Genomic DNA, 12,602 nt, shown 5'->3' on the forward strand with positions numbered 1-12,602 from the left:
GGCGAAGTCAAGATATATCGCGATCGGCCCAGCCAAGGCTCAGGCAGCCCCGTGCTCGGCGAGGAACGGCATCGGGTCGTACCGCACGCCGTCGGCCCCGTAGAGCTCGAAGTGGCAGTGCTCGGTGGTCGCGTTGCCCGTGCGCCCCGTGAGCCCGATCACCTGGCCCGCCGCGACGGTGTCGCCGACCCCGACCGTGAGCGAGGAGTCCTGGAAGTGCATGTACATGCTGCACACCGCGGCGCCCGCCACCTTGTGCGCGATCGACAGGTAGACGCCGCCGGTGCCCCCGTTGCCCGAGGCGGCGATCACGACGCCGTCGGCGATCGCGTGCACCGGCACGCCCGGCCCGTTCAGCATGTCGACGCCCTTGTGGAAGCCCTCGGCGCGCGGACCGAACGGGTCGGACATGCGGTAGCCGTCGGGGTAGACCGGCGAGAACGCGGCCGACTCGACTACTGCGTCGGCCCCGGCCTGGCACTGCGCTCCGCCGTAGCCGCCCTGGTTCGACGAGACCGCCGCGGGCTTCGGGGTGGGGGTCGGCGTCGGCGTGAAGGTGTGCACCACGTAGCCGTCACGGGCGACGGATGCTCCGGCCCCCTCGTCCTCGGACGAGAAGCTCTGAGCGGCCCCGGCCTCGGCCGAGAACTGCTGGGGGTCGAAGCTGCCCGCCGAGGTGAGGGAGGCGGCGGGGACGCTCGTGGCCACGGCCACGCCGACCACGAAGGTCATGGCGAGCACGCCGAGCAGCTGACCCTGGTACTTCACCGGGCCTATTGTCCTTGGCGGCCGCGGCGAGCACAACCGGGGGCGCGACAGGGCAGAATCGGCACATGGCTCTACCCATCGAGGACTACGCGATGATCGGCGACTGCCACACGGCGGCCCTGGTCGGCCGCACCGGCAGCATCGACTGGCTCTGTCTCCCCCGTTTCGACTCGCCGTCGACCTTCGGCGCGCTGCTCGGCACCGAGGAGCACGGGCGCTGGCTGCTGGCTCCGACGGATGCGCGGTCGACGTCCACGCGCCGCTACCTCGACGGCACCTTCCTCCTCGTCACCCGCTGGGACACCCCCGACGGCGTCGTCGAGGTCACCGATCTGATGCCGCACGGCGACCGGCGGGCCGACGTCATCCGGCGCATCCGGGGAATCTCGGGGAACGTCGAGCTCCGGCAGGAGCTGGCCATCCGCTTCGACTACGCCGACGCGATGCCGTGGATGCGGCAGGCCCCCGAGTACGGCAGCAACGCCGTGATCGGCATCGCCGGGCCCGACGCCGTGATCGTGCGCGGCCCCGCCCTGCACGCCACGAACCACTACCACGAGTCGGTCTTCACGGTCGCGGCCGGCGAGACCGTCGACATCGTGCTCACCTGGTACCCCTCGCACCGCCCCGCCCCCGGGCCGCTCGACGTCGACGAGCAGATCGAGGACACCACGGCCTGGTGGCGCGAGTGGGCCTCGCGCAGCGAGCCGCCCGCGCTCTACCGCCACGAGGTGGAGCGCTCGCTGCTCGTGCTGCGCGCCCTCACCCACGAGGACACCGGAGGCATCGTTGCGGCCGCCACCACGAGCCTGCCCGAGGAGTTCGGCGGCTCGCGCAACTGGGACTACCGCTACACCTGGATCCGCGACGCCTCCCTCACCCTGTCGGCGCTGATGCTCTACGGCTACGAGGACGAGGCCGGCCACTGGCGGCACTGGCTGCTGCGGGCGATCGCGGGCGACCCCGCCGACATCCAGATCATGTACGGGCTCTCCGGCGAGCGCCGGCTGCCCGAGAGCGAGCTGACGAGCCTGCCCGGGTACAACGGCTCCTCCCCCGTGCGCGTCGGCAACGGCGCCTCCGACCAGTACCAGGGCGACATCTTCGGCGAGCTGATGATCGCGCTGCGCGAGGCGCGGAGGATCGGCGTCGACGAGGACCAGTACTCGTGGCCGCTGCAGCGCTCGCTGCTCGGGTTCCTCGAGGAGACCTGGCAGCGGCCCGACAACGGAATCTGGGAGATCCGTGGTCCGCAGGTGGCCTTCACGCACTCGCGCGCGATGATCTGGGCGGCCTTCGCCTGCGGGGTCGAGGCCGTCGAGACCTACGGCCTCGATGGTCCGGTGGAGCGCTGGCGGGAGCTCCGCGACACCATCCGGCACGAGATCGAGACCGAGGGCTACGACCCGGTGCGCAACACCTTCCGGCAGCACTACGGCACGAGCGAGGTCGACGCCTCGCTGCTGCTGCTGTCGCAGATCGGCTTCGTGCCGGCCGACGACCCGCGGATGCTCGGCACCGTCGCCGCGATCGAGGAGGACCTGCTGCGCGACGGTCTGCTGCTCCGGTACCGCACCGAGTCGGGGGTGGACGGGCTGCCGGGCGGCGAGCATCCGTTCCTCGCGTGCTCGTTCTGGCTCGTTCAGCAGTACGCGCACTCGGGGCGGCTCGACGACGCCGTCGCGCTGATGGACCGGCTCGTCGGCCTCTGCAACGACGTCGGCCTGCTCTCGGAGGAGTACGACGTGGAGGGGCACCGGCAGGTCGGCAACACCCCGCAGGCCTTCTCGCACCTCGCCCTGGTGCGCTCGGCCGACGCCATCGCGCGGGCCACCGCCGTGCGATAGAGCACGGCCGCCGCCGTGCGTTGGGGCACTGTTCATCACCGCGCAACCGCGGGCCCCGGGGCCTCGGGCGTAGACCAGGGGTCATGGATGCACTCGTGCCCGTACTGCTCGTCATCGTGGTGGCCCTGGTGTTCGACTTCACCAACGGCTTCCACGACACCGCCAACGCGATGGCGACCTCCGTCGCCACCGGAGCGCTGAAGCCGAAGGTCGCCGTGACGATCTCGGCCGTGCTCAACCTCGTGGGCGCGTTCCTGTCGACCGAGGTGGCGAAGACCATCTCGGGCGGCATCATCAACGAGGGCGACAACGGCCTCGAGATCACGCCGATCATGATCTTCGCCGGGCTCGTCGGGGCGGTGCTCTGGAACCTGACGACCTGGTACCTCGGTCTGCCGTCGAGCTCGACGCACGCGCTGTTCGGCGGGCTGATCGGCGCCGCCGTGATCGGCGCGGGGTTCGGGGCGGTGAACTTCTCCGTCGTGCTGACCAACGTCGTCGTGCCGGCCCTGCTCTCGCCGCTCGTCGCGGGGGTCGTGGCGCTCGTGGCGACGTTCGTGGCGTACCGCCTCACGAAGCAGGCGAAGGCACGCGGCTCCGACACCGGGTTCCGGCACGGGCAGACGGTGTCGGCCTCCCTGGTCTCGCTCGCCCACGGCACCAACGACGCCCAGAAGACGATGGGCGTGATCACACTCACCCTGATCGCCGCCGGCTACCAGGAGTCGGGCTCCGGCCCGCAGTTCTGGGTGATCGCCGGCTGCGGCCTCGCGATCGCGCTCGGCACCTACCTCGGCGGCTGGCGCATCATGCGCACGGTCGGCAAGCGCATCACCGACATCCAGGCGCCGCAGGGCTTCGCGGCCGAGACCAGCTCGGCGGCGACCATCCTCGTCTCCTCCCACCTCGGCTTCGCCCTGTCGACCACGCAGGTCACCTCGGGTGCCGTCGTCGGCGCAGGCCTCGGCCGGAAGCTGGCCTCGGTTCACTGGGGCGTCGTCGGGCGCATCGCGATCGCCTGGACCGTGACCCTGCCGGCCGCCGCCCTGGTCGGCGGACTCGCCGCCTGGGCCGCGTCGTCGAGCGTGCTGGGGCTCGGGATCGTCATCATGCTGGCGCTGGCCGCCGGGGTGACGCTGTACCTGCTGTCGCGGCGTCATCCGGTGACGCACGACACCGTGAACGACGAGCCGGAGCCCGCGACCGCGGGTGCCGGGACTCGCGCGGCTGCTGGCGCCGCCGGAAAGGAGACGCGCTGATGGAGGGCTTTCTGGGAGTGGACTGGGGCGCCTTCGTGGTGGTGTTCCTCGTGGCGTTCACGGCGAGCATCCTGGTGGTGGGGTCGTACGCCGTGGGGCTGCGGCTGCTGTCGACCGGGGCGTCGGTGAAGGAGCGGCCCCTGCCCGCGACGGCCGGAGCGATCGTGTGCTTCGCCATCGGGGTGGCGGCGGTGCTCTACGGGCTGTGGCTGATCATCCCCCAATTCCACTAGGCGAGCGGCCGACGGGGCCTCGAGTGCGATTAGGCTCGATCCGATGCAGGCACTCACCGAGGCTCAGATCCGCGAGTCGTTCACCAACATCACCGAGCCCGAGCTCGAGCGCATGACCCTGCCGGGCCTGCACGAGATCGTCTGGGAGGACCGCGAGTTCCTCGGCTGGCGGGATGCGCACGCCATCCACCGCGGCTACATCGTCTACTGGCGCGGGGGGCAGCCGATCGGCCTGCTGATCAAGGCCGCCGGATCGCACACCCGCCCGGGCATCTCGGCGATGTGCACGCTCTGCCGCACCCCGCGCCCCGGGGTGCAGGTGACGCTGTTCACGGCGCCGCGCGCGGGGCAGGCCGGAATCGACGGGTCGACGGTCGGCACCTACATCTGCAGCGACCTGGGCTGCTCGAACCTGATCCGCATCGTGCCGCCGAAGTCGGCGATGCTGCCCGACCCCGGCGCGCTGATCGCCGCGCGGGCCGAGGGGCTGACCACGCGGCTCGACTCGTTCACGCAGAGCGTGCTGCGCGTAGGCTGAGGCCGGGCGCCGGGCGCCGGGCGTCGGCCGCCGGGCGCCGGGTTCAGGATGCTCTAGCCGTCGTTCTCGATGCGGTAGCCGTCGTTCTCGATGGCCTAGCCGTCGTTCTCGACGATGGTCTCCTCGTCGGTCGAGGCCGCCTCGGGGTCGTCCCCCAGCTCGGGCTCGTCGGCCACGGTGGGATCGACGCCGGAGGGCACGGCCTCGGTCGTGGGGCCGTTGCCGACCACGCCCTCGCCGTCGGGGTAACCGGAGTAGTCGGGGTACTCGATGTCGCTGAGGTCGACGGAAGCGGGGTCGACGGGCTCGTTCTTGTCGGTCATGCCCCAAGTCAACACCGCTGCCGCGTGCCGCGGAAGTGCGCGGGGTCGGTGCCCGGGAAAGCGAAAGCCCCCGGTCTGCGCTCGCGCACATTCCGGGGGCTTCCTGATGCTGTGACCCCAGCGGGATTTGAACCCGCGTTACCGCCGTGAGAGGGCGACGTCCTAGGCCGCTAAACGATGGGGCCGTTTTTGCAACTCCACGAGTATGCCATACGAACGCGGCACGCTCAAATCGAGCCCCGTCGGCGCGTCAGACCAGCACGCTGAGCGCGCCCGGCACCAGCTCGACGGTGAGCGGCAGAGCCCCGAATCGCTCCCCGTCGGCATACCCGGCGATGCCCTCGGCCGACACCCGCACCACCCGCGCCCGGCGGAACTCCACCACGGGCAGCGACGAGTGCTTCCCCGAGAACACCTTGGGGAACAGCCTGACGAAGCGGAGGCGCGACACGGGCTTCACGATGAACACGTCGAGCAGCCCGTCGTCCAGCCGCGCATCCGGGGCGATGCGCATGCCGCCGCCGATCGTCGTGTTGTTCGCCACCGAGAGCAGCGGCGAGTCGACGTGCAGCACCTCGCCGTCGAGCTCGAGCTCGTAGGAGCGGGTGCGCAGCGTCGCGAGCTCGGCGACCAGCGCCAGCACGTAGCGGGACGCTCCGCGGGGGCGGCGCATCCGATTGGCCCGTTCGTTGACGGCCGCGTCGAAGCCCGCCGAGAGCACGCCCGCGAACCAGCGGTGCGGTTCGTCGCGCTCGGGCCGGCCCGCGTCGAGGGCGGGGTCGGGCTGCACGCCGGTGACCCGGGCGGCGTCGATCACGCGGGGCGGGCGGGTCAAGGCCTCCACGAGCACACGCGCGGCCGCGTCGGGGTCACCGGTCGGCAGGCCGAGTCCCGCCGCGAAGTCGTTGCCCGTGCCCGCGGGCACGATGCCGAGCGGGATGCCCGTGCCGGCCACGAGGTTCACACCGAGGTTCACCATGCCGTCGCCGCCCACCACCACGAGGGCATCGGCCGGGCGGGCGAGCGCCTCGCGGGTGATGCGCACCAGGCCGGCGTAGTCGGGAGCGCTCAGCGGCACCACGTCGTGACCGGCGGCGCGCAGGGCGGCGACGACGACGGGGCCGACGTGACGGGTACCCCCGAAGGACGCGTTCGGGTTGATCGCGACGACGACGCGCTGCGCTGGGGAGGCCATGACGACCGATTATCCACGACGTTGCACTTCGGCGGGCGCGGGTGTTGAGTCGGGGATCATGAGACTGACGAAATTCGAGCACGCGGCCCTTCTGATCGAGCAGTCGGGCAAGAAGCTGTTCATCGACCCGGGAATGTTCACGACGGCGATCACGGATGCGGTGAACACCGCCGCGGTCGTGATCACGCACGAGCATCCCGACCACTGGACTCCGGAGCAGCTGCGGCGCATCCTGGAGGCCTCCCCCACCGCCGTCGTCTACGGGCCGGAGGGGGTCGTGAACGCCGTGCGCGAGGCCGACGCCTCGATCGCCGTGACCCGCGTCGACCCGGGCGACGCCGTCGAGGCCGGGCCGTTCTCGCTGCGGTTCTCGGGTGGGCGGCACGCTGTCATCCACTCGTCGATCCCCGTGGTCGACAACGTGGGCGTGCTCGTCAACGACGTGCTCTACTACCCGGGCGACTCCTGGGCGGTGCCCGAGGGCGTCGAGGTCGACGTGCTGGCCGTGCCGGCGGGCGCCCCGTGGCTGAAGATCGCCGAGGCGATTGACTACGTGCTCGAGGTGAAGCCGAAGCGGAGCTTCCCGACGCACGAGATGGTGCTGTCGACGGCAGGCAAGACCATGGCGGGTGACCGCATCCGGTGGGCGACCGAGCAGGGCGGCGGCGAGTTCTTCCCGCTGCAGCCCGGGGACGTGCTGGATCTGTGAGCGGTCTGGTCTGAACGTTCCGGGCCCGGTCTGAACGTTCCGGGCCCGGTCTGAACGTTCCGGGCCCGGTCTCCGTTGCATCAAGATGGAGGCCTCATGAACGACGAGCACGCGGAGCTGCTGCGCGCGGCGCACGACGCGCACGCCGGAGCACTGTTCCGCTACGTCGTGCGCCTCACTCGCGACCCCGCGATGGCGGAGGACGTGGTGCAGGAGACCCTGCTGCGCGCCGGCCGGAAGCCCGCCATCCTCGAGCAGGGTGACGAGGAGGCGCGGGCGTGGATGTTCACCGTCGCGCGCAACCTCGTGATCGACGACCGGCGGAGCGCCCGGCACAGCCGCGAGTTCGCCACCGACGAGCTGCCCGAGCGGGCGCAGAGCGACCGCACCGACGCCGTGCTCGACACCTGGCTGGTCTCGGATGCGCTGCTCTCGCTCTCACTGGAGCACCGCACCGCGATCGTGCGCTCGTACTACCTCGGCGAGACCGCCGTCGAGATCTCCGCCGCCGAGGGCGTCCCCGTCGGCACCGTGCGCTCGCGCATGCACTACGCGCTGCGGGCCCTCAGGCTCGCGCTGCAGGAACGGGGGGTGACGGAATGACCTCCGCCGACGAGTACCGCGACTGGGATGCCGCCTACGTGATGGGCATGCTCTGCCCCGAGGAGCGCCGTGAGTACGAGCGCCATCTCGCCGACTGCCATGAGTGCTCGCACGCCGTGGCCGAGCTCGCGGGGCTGCCCGGCGTGCTCGGCAGCCTGAGTGCGGGCGAGGCGTCGGCGCTGCTGGCGCCCGAGGCCTCGAGTGCAGCACCGGCTTCCTCGCCCGCTGCCCCGCCATCGGGAACCGTGCAGCACCTGGCCCGGGCCGTCGGGCGGCGCCGGCGCACGGTGCGACGACGGATGGCCGCGGCCGTCGTGGGCACCGGGGTGCTCCTGGCGGGCGCCGGGGTGCTCACCGGCCTCGCGATCGGGCAGTTCGCCCCCCTTCCCGGCACGGCTCCCGCCGCCACGGCCGAGGCCGGCTCGCCGGCCGTCGACGCGACGCCCGCCGGCCTCCGCCTCGCCATGGGACAGGTCGAGCCGGGCTACATCGACGCTGAACTGCGCGTGTCGCCGAAGGAGTGGGGCACCCGCTTCGACTGGGACTGCAGCTACAGCGAGAAGCTGCAGGCCACGCTCGACGGGCCCGTGCCGTACGACCTCGTCGTGACCGACCGCTCGGGCATCGAGACGACGGTGGCGAGCTGGACCGCCGAGAAGGGTGCCGCCGCCGGCAACCTCTCGGCGTCGACGAGCATCCCGGCCGCGCAGATCGCGTCGGTCGACATCCGCATCACGGGTAGCGACCAGCCGATCGTGCGCACCGAGCTCTAGCGGCGACGGCGGCAGCCATTGCGCGTGCCCGGCAGCCCTCGTTGGGCGACCGGGCCGCGCGGCCACCCGGTCTCACCAGGTCGAGTCGCCGCGGATCACCGCATCCGAGCCGCCGTCGACGAAGACCACCTGGCCGCAGAGGTGGGTGTTCTCCTCGCTGACCAGCCACGCCAGCAGGCGCGCCGGCACGATCGCCTCGGCGAAGCCGTTGAGCGGCATCGGCACCCCGGCCCGGATCTGCTCGCGCCCCTCCTCGGTCTCTAGCAGCGGCGCCGTCATCGGCGTCACGATCACGCCCGGCGCGATGGCGTTCAGCGGGATGCCCGCGGCGGCCCACTCCTCGCCCGGCGCGTTCCGGCGCACCCACTGCGCGAACGCCTTCTTGGTCGAGGCGTAGATCAGGTGCCCCGTCGCCGGGTCGCCCGCCAGCACCTCGGCCCGCGCCAGGGCCCCGGGCTCGTCGCCCGCGGTCAGCAGCGCCACCAGTTCGTCGTCGTGCGGGTGCAGGCTCGCCATCGAGGCGATGCCGACCGCCCGGGGCGCGTCGGAGCCGGCCAGAAGCGGCCGCAGCCCCTCGAGCGTCGCCACCATGCCGAAGAAGTTCACGGCGACGGTCGCGGGGATCGGCGCCGCGAGCCCGGCGATCGCGAGGATCCCGTCGATCCGGCCGCCGCTCGCCTCCCGCACCTGCTCGACGAGGCTCGCCCGCCCCTCGGCGATGCTCAGGTCGGCGGTCACGTCGGCGCCGCGCAGATCGACCCCGATCACGGTGTCGCCGCGCTCCCGCAGCAGCTCGGCGGTCGCCTTGCCGATGCCCGAGGCGGCCCCGGTCACGATCATGGTCCTGGTCATGGCTGAACTCCTTCGTTCGCACAACTGCTCGGTGGTCGCGCAGTTGCTTTCTCTGAGAAACTACATGGCCACGGCTACTCTGGGAAGCATGAGCGCGGATGAGCGTCCCCTGCACTACCGGTCGCCCGTCGTCGAGACGATGACGTCGCTGCTCACGGTCTGGTGGTCGCCGCAGTTCCAGCGCGACATCGTGGGCGACGACGGGCGCGACCTCAGCACCATCGAGATCCGGATGCTCTGGACCCTCGGCTCGCAGGGCCCCTCGCGCGGCGCGGAACTCGCCGAGGCCCTCTCGGCGAGCGCCCCGAGCGTCAGCAAGGCCGCGGCGAAGCTGCACCGGGCCGGCCTCGTGACGAGGGAGCCGAGCCCGAGCGACCAGCGCTCGCACACCCTTCACCTCACCGCCTCCGGGCGGGCGGTGGCTCAGCGGCTGTACGACGTGGGCGACGAGATGGTCACCGAGATCTTCGCGTCGTGGCCGGGCGCCGACGTCGAGGCGCTGAGCGGGCTGCTCGAGCGGTTCGCGAGCGACTCGCAGCAGTACGCCCGCCGGCTGAGGCGCACGCGCGGCGAGTAGCGTGCCGGATCGGCAACGGGTTTTGCGGCGGGGCCGGTGGGCGGCAGGCTGGGGGGATGGCGCACATGAATCCCGATCCGAACACCGATCCCACCGCGTTCTGGGAGGAGCTCTACCAGCAGCGCGAGCGGGTCTGGAGCGGGAAGGCCAACGCGGCGCTCGTCGCGGTGGCCGGGGGGCTCGCGCCGGGGCGTGCGCTCGACCTCGGCTGCGGGGAGGGCGGGGACTCCATCTGGCTCGCCGAGCAGGGGTGGACGGTGACCGGCGTCGACATCTCCGCGACCGCGCTCGCCCGGGCCGCCTCGCACGCGGCCTCCCGCGGTGTCGACGCGGACCGCATCGAGTGGGTGCGCGCCGATCTGTCGGAGTGGCGGCCGTCGGGTGAGTACGACCTCGTCTCGGCGTGCTTCCTGCACTCCCCCGTGGCGTTCCCGCGTGAGCAGGTGCTGCAGCGGGCCGCGCTTCCCGTCGCGAGCGGAGGCCATCTGCTGGTGGTCGGTCACGCCGAGTTCCCGAACTGGTCGGGCACACGGGAGGGCGGGCACGAGCATCCGGAGCTGCCCACCGCGCAGGAGGTGTTCGACTCGCTCGAGCTGCCGGAGGACGAGTGGGAGATCGTCATCGCCGAGCCGCGTTCGCGCGACGCCGTCGGGCCCGACGGCCAGGAGGCGGTGCTCGTCGATTCGGTGCTGCTGGTCAGGCGGCGCTGACGCACGGGGGGCTTCGATCAAGGTGAGGCGCTCGAGCGCCGGGGAGCGCCGGACGGCTGGGAAGAGCATGGGCGCCCGGGCCGGCATGCCGCCCGCGGCATAGGGTGGGCCGCACCACCCACCGGATCGACCTGAGGACGTGCACCATGACCGACTCCCCCACCGAAGGCACCCGTCAGCAGGACGGCGACGCCGAGAACCTCGGCGGCGACAAGACGATCCCGAACGACCCGAACGGCCTGGCCGCGGGCCACGACCCCGACGGCTCGCACTTCAACGCCGAGGAAGACACCGACCCCGAGGCCGACTCGGAGTAGCCGTCAGCTGGCCGCCTTCGCGTCGAGGGCGGCCAGCAGCCGCTTCACCGAGCCGCCGAGGTTCCACTCCTCGGCGAGCGCCTCGAGCCGCTCGCGGTCGGCGCCGGTCACAGGGCGCAGCATCGCTCCGGCCTCGTCGGGCGTCGGCACGTCGAGGTCGCGCACGACCTCCACAACGGTCGGCGCCACGGCGAGGTAAGCGGCGGCCGCCTCGAGCTTCGCCTGCACCGACGGCGACGGCTCGCCCCTCGAGGCTGCGGCGAGCAAGCCGTCGAGTGTGCCGTACTCGCCGAGCAGCCCGGCCGCGGTCTTCTCGCCGATGCCCGCGACGCCCGGCAGTCCGTCCGAGGTGTCGCCGCGCAGCGTGGCGTAGTCGGCGTACTGCTCGGGCAGCACGCGGTACTTGCCGACCACGACCGCGTCGGTCACGAGCTCGAGGTTCTTCATGCCCCGTGCGGTATAGATGATCCGGATGCCGCGGTCGTCGTCGACCAGCTGGAAGAGATCACGGTCACCGGTCACGACGTCCACCGGCCCGTCGGCGGTCGCCGCATAGGTGCCGATGACGTCGTCGGCCTCGTGCTCGGGCGCCCCCACCACGGCGATACCGGCGAGCCGGAGCACCTCCCGGATCAGCGGGATCTGCTTGGTGAGCCCGGGCGGCACGGTCTCGATGTCGGGCCCGCCCACCACCTCCCGCTCGACGCGGTGCGCCTTGTAGCCGGGGACGAGCTCGACCCGCCAGGCCGGCCGCCAGTCGTCGTCCCAGCAGGCGATCAGCGAGGTCGCCTGGAACTCGGTCACGAGGCGCGCGATCATGTCCATCAGGCCCCGCACGGCGTTCACCGGGGTGCCGTCGCTCCGCCGGATGGTGTCGGGCACGCCGTGGAAGGCGCGGAAGTAGAGCGAGGCGGTGTCGAGCAGCATCAGGCGCGGAGGCATGATCGATGGTGGCACGGATGGGCGGCCAGCCGGTATCCTGGTCGGCTGCCCGGAGGGGGCGGCAGCCCCGCACCGCACTGCGCGCAGGGCTCCTTGCCTCAGAACGGATCGACCGCCATGGACAGCCACCTCGACGCCAACCGCGCCAACTGGGACGACCGCGCATCCGTTCACGCCGCCCGCACCGGCCTCGGCTACGGGGTGCAGCGGTACGTCGACGACCGGGCGCTGCTGTCGGACGTCGTGACCTTCGATCTGCCGCGGCTGGGCGACGTATCGGGGCTGCGGGCCGTGCACCTGCAGTGCCACATCGGCACCGACACCCTCTCGCTCGCGCGGCTCGGCGCCCGCGTGACGGGGCTCGACTTCTCGCCGGTCGCCCTCGCCGAGGCGCGGGCGCTGGTGGCCGAGACGGAGGACGACGCGCTCGTGGACTTCGTGGAGTCCGACGTCGACCACGCGCTCGATGTGCTGCCGGCGGGCGGGTTCGACCTCGTCTACACCGGGATCGGGGCGCTCTGCTGGCTGCCGAGCATCTCCCGCTGGGCGGCGGTCGTGGCCGGACTGCTGAAGCCCGGTGGGCGGCTGTTCATCCGGGAGGGGCATCCGATTCTCTGGGCCATGGACGAGACCGTGGGCGACGACCTTGCGCTGCGGTTCCCGTACTTCGAGCAGGCCGAGCCGCTGGAGTGGGACGACCCGTCGAGCTACGTGCCCACCGACCGGCCGCTCACGGCGACGAAGACGTACGAGTGGAACCACGGGCTCGGCGAGATCGTGACGGCGCTGCTCGACGTCGGGCTCGAACTGCGGATGCTCGTGGAGCACGACAGCGTGCCCTGGGAGGCGCTGCCCGGGCAGATGGTCGAGCGGGCCGACGGGGAGTACGCCCTCGGCGCGCGGGCCGGGGTCGCGCCGTTGAGCTACACGCTGCAGGCGGTCAAGCCCGGCTGAGC

At 72.1% G+C, this 12,602-nt stretch carries 16 protein-coding genes and 1 tRNA gene; 11 read left to right on the forward strand and 6 right to left on the reverse strand.

The window, feature by feature from the left end; all coding sequences use genetic code 11:
• Window positions 1-39 precede the first annotated feature (39 nt).
• Window positions 40-768 (reverse strand): M23 family metallopeptidase, encoded by a 729-nt coding sequence (locus tag HQQ85_RS21590; RefSeq protein ID WP_173181583.1) that lies wholly within the window; start codon window positions 766-768, stop codon window positions 40-42.
• A 65-nt stretch (window positions 769-833) separates the two neighbouring features.
• On the opposite strand from HQQ85_RS21590, the gene HQQ85_RS06335 reads away from it, so the two are divergent.
• The 4 genes from HQQ85_RS06335 (at window position 834) to HQQ85_RS06350 (ending at window position 4,645) form a co-directional block, all read left to right on the forward strand.
• Window positions 834-2,615, forward strand: a complete 1,782-nt coding sequence (locus tag HQQ85_RS06335; protein WP_173181584.1) for a glycoside hydrolase family 15 protein — start codon at window positions 834-836, stop codon at window positions 2,613-2,615.
• Between the two features lie 83 nt (window positions 2,616-2,698).
• A complete protein-coding gene (locus HQQ85_RS06340) occupies window positions 2,699-3,874 on the forward strand; it encodes an inorganic phosphate transporter (RefSeq protein ID WP_173181585.1) in 1,176 nt (391 codons plus the stop codon).
• Window positions 3,874-4,107: a hypothetical protein gene (locus HQQ85_RS06345; RefSeq protein ID WP_173181586.1), complete on the forward strand. Its 234-nt coding sequence runs from the start codon at window positions 3,874-3,876 to the stop codon at window positions 4,105-4,107. The genes HQQ85_RS06340 and HQQ85_RS06345 overlap by 1 nt, the downstream gene beginning before the upstream one ends.
• A gap of 43 nt (window positions 4,108-4,150) precedes the next feature.
• Complete coding sequence (locus HQQ85_RS06350; RefSeq protein ID WP_173181587.1) at window positions 4,151-4,645, forward strand: FBP domain-containing protein; 495 nt, start codon at window positions 4,151-4,153, stop codon at window positions 4,643-4,645.
• Between the two features lie 95 nt (window positions 4,646-4,740).
• On the opposite strand, the gene HQQ85_RS06355 is transcribed toward HQQ85_RS06350, so the two are convergent.
• The 3 genes from HQQ85_RS06355 to HQQ85_RS06365 all read right to left on the reverse strand — a co-directional run bounded on the left by HQQ85_RS06355 (window position 4,741) and on the right by HQQ85_RS06365 (window position 6,163).
• Window positions 4,741-4,968, reverse strand: coding sequence for a hypothetical protein (locus HQQ85_RS06355; RefSeq protein WP_173181588.1), 228 nt, complete (start codon window positions 4,966-4,968; stop codon window positions 4,741-4,743).
• A 112-nt stretch (window positions 4,969-5,080) separates the two neighbouring features.
• A tRNA-Glu gene (locus tag HQQ85_RS06360) sits at window positions 5,081-5,153 on the reverse strand.
• A gap of 65 nt (window positions 5,154-5,218) precedes the next feature.
• The gene (locus tag HQQ85_RS06365; protein ID WP_173181589.1) at window positions 5,219-6,163 is read right to left on the reverse strand and encodes a diacylglycerol kinase family protein; all 945 of its coding nucleotides are present in this window, start codon (window positions 6,161-6,163) and stop codon (window positions 5,219-5,221) included.
• A 58-nt stretch (window positions 6,164-6,221) separates the two neighbouring features.
• On the opposite strand from HQQ85_RS06365, the gene HQQ85_RS06370 reads away from it, so the two are divergent.
• From HQQ85_RS06370 to HQQ85_RS06380, 3 genes are all read left to right on the forward strand, one after another.
• On the forward strand, window positions 6,222-6,872 hold the full coding sequence (locus HQQ85_RS06370; protein WP_173181590.1) for an MBL fold metallo-hydrolase: 651 nt from the start codon (window positions 6,222-6,224) through the stop codon (window positions 6,870-6,872).
• Window positions 6,873-6,968: 96 nt separating this feature from the next.
• Window positions 6,969-7,475, forward strand: coding sequence for a sigma-70 family RNA polymerase sigma factor (locus HQQ85_RS06375; protein ID WP_173181591.1), 507 nt, complete (start codon window positions 6,969-6,971; stop codon window positions 7,473-7,475).
• Entirely contained in the window at window positions 7,472-8,248 is a 777-nt protein-coding gene (locus HQQ85_RS06380; protein ID WP_173181592.1) for an anti-sigma factor, read from the forward strand. Before HQQ85_RS06375 ends, HQQ85_RS06380 begins: the two co-directional genes overlap by 4 nt.
• 72 nt (window positions 8,249-8,320) lie before the next feature.
• Here HQQ85_RS06380 and HQQ85_RS06385 read toward each other — a convergent pair whose 3' ends face one another.
• Window positions 8,321-9,100 carry an SDR family oxidoreductase gene (locus tag HQQ85_RS06385; RefSeq protein ID WP_173181593.1) on the reverse strand — a complete coding sequence of 260 codons (780 nt, stop codon included), beginning with the start codon at window positions 9,098-9,100 and terminating at the stop codon, window positions 8,321-8,323.
• Window positions 9,101-9,188: 88 nt separating this feature from the next.
• On the opposite strand from HQQ85_RS06385, the gene HQQ85_RS06390 reads away from it, so the two are divergent.
• The 3 genes from HQQ85_RS06390 (at window position 9,189) to HQQ85_RS06400 (ending at window position 10,704) form a co-directional block, all read left to right on the forward strand.
• Window positions 9,189-9,677 (forward strand): MarR family winged helix-turn-helix transcriptional regulator, encoded by a 489-nt coding sequence (locus HQQ85_RS06390; protein WP_173181594.1) that lies wholly within the window; start codon window positions 9,189-9,191, stop codon window positions 9,675-9,677.
• Between the two features lie 65 nt (window positions 9,678-9,742).
• Window positions 9,743-10,387, forward strand: coding sequence for a bifunctional 2-polyprenyl-6-hydroxyphenol methylase/3-demethylubiquinol 3-O-methyltransferase UbiG (locus HQQ85_RS06395; RefSeq protein WP_254069132.1), 645 nt, complete (start codon window positions 9,743-9,745; stop codon window positions 10,385-10,387).
• Window positions 10,388-10,533: 146 nt separating this feature from the next.
• A complete protein-coding gene (locus HQQ85_RS06400) occupies window positions 10,534-10,704 on the forward strand; it encodes a hypothetical protein (RefSeq protein WP_173181596.1) in 171 nt (56 codons plus the stop codon).
• 3 nt (window positions 10,705-10,707) lie between these two features.
• Here HQQ85_RS06400 and HQQ85_RS06405 read toward each other — a convergent pair whose 3' ends face one another.
• Complete coding sequence (locus HQQ85_RS06405) at window positions 10,708-11,646, reverse strand: 5'-3' exonuclease (RefSeq protein ID WP_173181597.1); 939 nt, start codon at window positions 11,644-11,646, stop codon at window positions 10,708-10,710.
• A 117-nt stretch (window positions 11,647-11,763) separates the two neighbouring features.
• Between HQQ85_RS06405 and HQQ85_RS06410 the strand changes: the two genes are divergently transcribed.
• Window positions 11,764-12,600, forward strand: a complete 837-nt coding sequence (locus HQQ85_RS06410; protein ID WP_173181598.1) for a bifunctional 2-polyprenyl-6-hydroxyphenol methylase/3-demethylubiquinol 3-O-methyltransferase UbiG — start codon at window positions 11,764-11,766, stop codon at window positions 12,598-12,600.
• Window positions 12,601-12,602 lie beyond the last annotated feature (2 nt).

This window comes from Herbiconiux sp. VKM Ac-2851, from assembly GCF_013205105.1.
Lineage (GTDB): Bacteria > Actinomycetota > Actinomycetes > Actinomycetales > Microbacteriaceae > Herbiconiux > Herbiconiux flava.

Coding starts and splice junctions, on each gene's coding strand:
- HQQ85_RS06335 (WP_173181584.1), top strand. CDS start 834: ATGGCTCTACCCATCGAGGACTACGCGATGATCGGCGACTGCCACACG.
- HQQ85_RS06340 (WP_173181585.1), top strand. CDS start 2,699: ATGGATGCACTCGTGCCCGTACTGCTCGTCATCGTGGTGGCCCTGGTG.
- HQQ85_RS06345 (WP_173181586.1), top strand. CDS start 3,874: ATGGAGGGCTTTCTGGGAGTGGACTGGGGCGCCTTCGTGGTGGTGTTC.
- HQQ85_RS06350 (WP_173181587.1), top strand. CDS start 4,151: ATGCAGGCACTCACCGAGGCTCAGATCCGCGAGTCGTTCACCAACATC.
- HQQ85_RS06355 (WP_173181588.1), bottom strand. CDS start 4,968: ATGACCGACAAGAACGAGCCCGTCGACCCCGCTTCCGTCGACCTCAGC.
- HQQ85_RS06365 (WP_173181589.1), bottom strand. CDS start 6,163: ATGGCCTCCCCAGCGCAGCGCGTCGTCGTCGCGATCAACCCGAACGCG.
- HQQ85_RS06370 (WP_173181590.1), top strand. CDS start 6,222: ATGAGACTGACGAAATTCGAGCACGCGGCCCTTCTGATCGAGCAGTCG.
- HQQ85_RS06375 (WP_173181591.1), top strand. CDS start 6,969: ATGAACGACGAGCACGCGGAGCTGCTGCGCGCGGCGCACGACGCGCAC.
- HQQ85_RS06380 (WP_173181592.1), top strand. CDS start 7,472: ATGACCTCCGCCGACGAGTACCGCGACTGGGATGCCGCCTACGTGATG.
- HQQ85_RS06385 (WP_173181593.1), bottom strand. CDS start 9,100: ATGACCAGGACCATGATCGTGACCGGGGCCGCCTCGGGCATCGGCAAG.
- HQQ85_RS06390 (WP_173181594.1), top strand. CDS start 9,189: ATGAGCGCGGATGAGCGTCCCCTGCACTACCGGTCGCCCGTCGTCGAG.
- HQQ85_RS06395 (WP_254069132.1), top strand. CDS start 9,743: ATGAATCCCGATCCGAACACCGATCCCACCGCGTTCTGGGAGGAGCTC.
- HQQ85_RS06400 (WP_173181596.1), top strand. CDS start 10,534: ATGACCGACTCCCCCACCGAAGGCACCCGTCAGCAGGACGGCGACGCC.
- HQQ85_RS06405 (WP_173181597.1), bottom strand. CDS start 11,646: ATGCCTCCGCGCCTGATGCTGCTCGACACCGCCTCGCTCTACTTCCGC.
- HQQ85_RS06410 (WP_173181598.1), top strand. CDS start 11,764: ATGGACAGCCACCTCGACGCCAACCGCGCCAACTGGGACGACCGCGCA.